At 36.9% G+C, this 2,599-nt stretch carries 2 protein-coding genes and 1 pseudogene; all 3 read left to right on the forward strand.

The genetic code is table 11. From position 1 onward, the window contains the following. Positions 1-134, forward strand: a 134-nt coding sequence (locus T368_RS14075; protein ID WP_034595263.1) for a helix-turn-helix domain-containing protein, incomplete at its 5' end; no start/stop codon positions are given. 159 nt (positions 135-293) lie between these two features. Then, positions 294-1,810: pseudogene (locus tag T368_RS17345) on the forward strand (type I restriction-modification system subunit M). Between the two features lie 190 nt (positions 1,811-2,000). Continuing rightward, the coding region (locus T368_RS14085) for a restriction endonuclease subunit S (protein WP_034595264.1) at positions 2,001-2,599 on the forward strand (599 nt) is incomplete at its 3' end.

A 2,599-nucleotide genomic window follows, 5' to 3' on the forward strand; every position in this document is an offset into this window, starting at 1 on the left:
ATATCGGCAGTGCCAGAGAGGCAGTTACAAGAGTGATAAAAGAGCTAAAAACACAAGGGCTAATTGAGACAAATCGCAATGAGATTGTGCTTAAAAGCGGACTTTATGAGCTAGGCAAAGATATAGAATCTTAGCTTTCTTAAAGCAGGGCTAAAGAGCAGATTCTATTGCTATATTGAAACCCACTACATTCACATTCAAACCCCATTCAAAACAACCCATTCATAGAATCTACAATGATATGCTACTATTCCACTACAAGAACATAAAGGACAAAAACACAAAGGAACATAATGGCAAAGATAAAACAAACCCAAAAGCTAGAAGCCGCCCTTTTTAGTGCCGCTGATAAACTTAGAAAAAACATAGACGCCGCAGAGTATAAACACATCGTGCTTGGACTTGTGTTTTTAAAATACATTAGCGATAGTTTTGAATCTTTACATAAAGAGTTGCTTTCACAAAATGAAGATGCAGAAGATAAAGATGAATATATCGCAAAAAATATCTTTTTTGTGCCACAGGATTCTAGATGGAGCGCTCTTTTAAGCAAAGCAAAAAGCCCACAAATTGGCAAAGATTTAGACTATGCCCTAGACTTGATAGAAAAGGATAATCCGCAGTTAAAAGGTGTGCTGCCTAAAGTCTATGCTAAAGATAACCTAGATAGTGCGACTTTGGGCGATTTGATAAACCTAATAGATTCTATCTCACTTAATCAAGAAAATACAAGCGATATTTTAGGGCATATTTTTGAATATTTTCTCGGTGAGTTTGCCTTGAGTGAGGGCAAAAAAGGCGGGCAATTCTACACGCCAAAAAGCGTTGTGGAATTGCTAGTAGCTATGCTAGAGCCTTATAATGGCAGAGTGTTTGACCCTTGCTGTGGAAGTGGGGGAATGTTTGTCCAAAGTGAGCAGTTTGTAAAAGAGCATCAGGGTAAAATCAGCGATATTTCAATCTATGGGCAAGAGAGTAATCAAACCACTTGGCGACTAGCAAAGATGAATCTTGCCTTGCGAAAAATAGATTCTAGCTCACTCAAATGGAATAGTGAGGGAAGCTTTCTCAATGACGCACACAAGGATTTAAAGGCAGATTTCATCATCGCAAACCCACCTTTTAACGCCACAGATTGGGGCAGTGAAGCACTAGAAAATATGTGCGTTGGCAGTATGGCACACCCCCTAGCACAAATGCCAATTATGCGTGGATAAGCCACTTTATCCACCATTTAGCTCCAAAAGGTCGGGCGGGATTTGTCCTTGCTAAAGGCTCTCTTACAAGCAACACAAGCACAGAGGGGCAAATCCGCAAAAACTTAATAGAATCTAACCTTATAGAATGTATCGTCAATCTCCCCGCAAAACTCTTTTTAAATACGCAGATTCCAGCGTGTCTGTGGTTTATCAAACGCAATAAATCCCATAACAACACGCTTTTTATTGACGCGCGAAATCTAGGCGAACTCATCAATCGTAAAAATAGGATTCTAACTCAAAGTGATATTGCTAAAATCACAGAGACTTATCACAAATGGCAAAAGGCACAAGAGCAAAAAGATGGGGAATATAGCGATATTCTAGGCTTTTGTAAAAGTGTAAGCAAAGAAGAGATAGCAAATCTAGGCTATGTCCTTACACCCGGTCGCTATGTGGGCTTGGCAGAAGATGATGAAGACTTTGATTTTGAAAGAGAATTTACACGCTTAAAAACCGAGCTAGAATCTCAAATCAAAGAAGAGAGAATCTTAAGTGAAAAGATTCTAAATAATTTAGAGATTATAGGTGGGAATGAAAATATCTCATAATACAGAATCTAAACTTGTCATTTTGAGCCTTTGAAAAAGGCGAAAAATCTAAAATTATGAAATCTAAAAAGATTCTAAAAAAAAAGATTTTTCGCCTACGGCTCAAAATGACAACGAAAAAAAAGAGAATATATTTTTTCATACCGAGCCTTTAGGCGAAGTATCTAAAACTTTATAACGGAGTGTAATAATGGAATCTTGTAATACAGAATCTAGCTTAGATTTACCTTTAGAATCTCTTTCTTTACAACCCTTTCTACAATCTCTCCATAAAGAGCAATGGCAGGAAGTAAGGCTTGGGGAAGTTGCGGAGATAATTAGTGGCGGAACACCAAAAACATCAATACCAGAATATTGGAATGGAGAAATCCCTTGGCTAACTCCAAAAGATTTAGCAGGTTACAATCATATTTATATTTCAAAGGGCGAAAGATTCATTACTAAATTAGGGCTTAAAAACTCTTCAGCAACCTTAATGCCAAAAGGGACAATTTTACTAAGTTCAAGAGCACCTATTGGTTATGTTGCAATAGCACAAAATGATATTTGCACAAATCAAGGCTTTAAAAGTTTGATTGTTAATCCAAAACAAGCTTGTAATTTATTTGTGTATTATTGGATAAAAGATAATGTAAAATATTTGCAATCTTTGGGAACAGGAACAACCTTTGAAGAGATTTCTAAAGGCGTAGTGCAAGATATAACAATCCCACTCCCACCACTTACAATACAACAAAAAATAGCAGAGATTCTAAGTAGCTTTGATGATAAGATAGATTTACTCCATAG

Source organism: Helicobacter bilis ATCC 51630 (assembly GCF_000686565.1).
In the GTDB taxonomy this organism is placed as follows: Bacteria; Campylobacterota; Campylobacteria; order Campylobacterales; family Helicobacteraceae; genus Helicobacter_A; species Helicobacter_A bilis.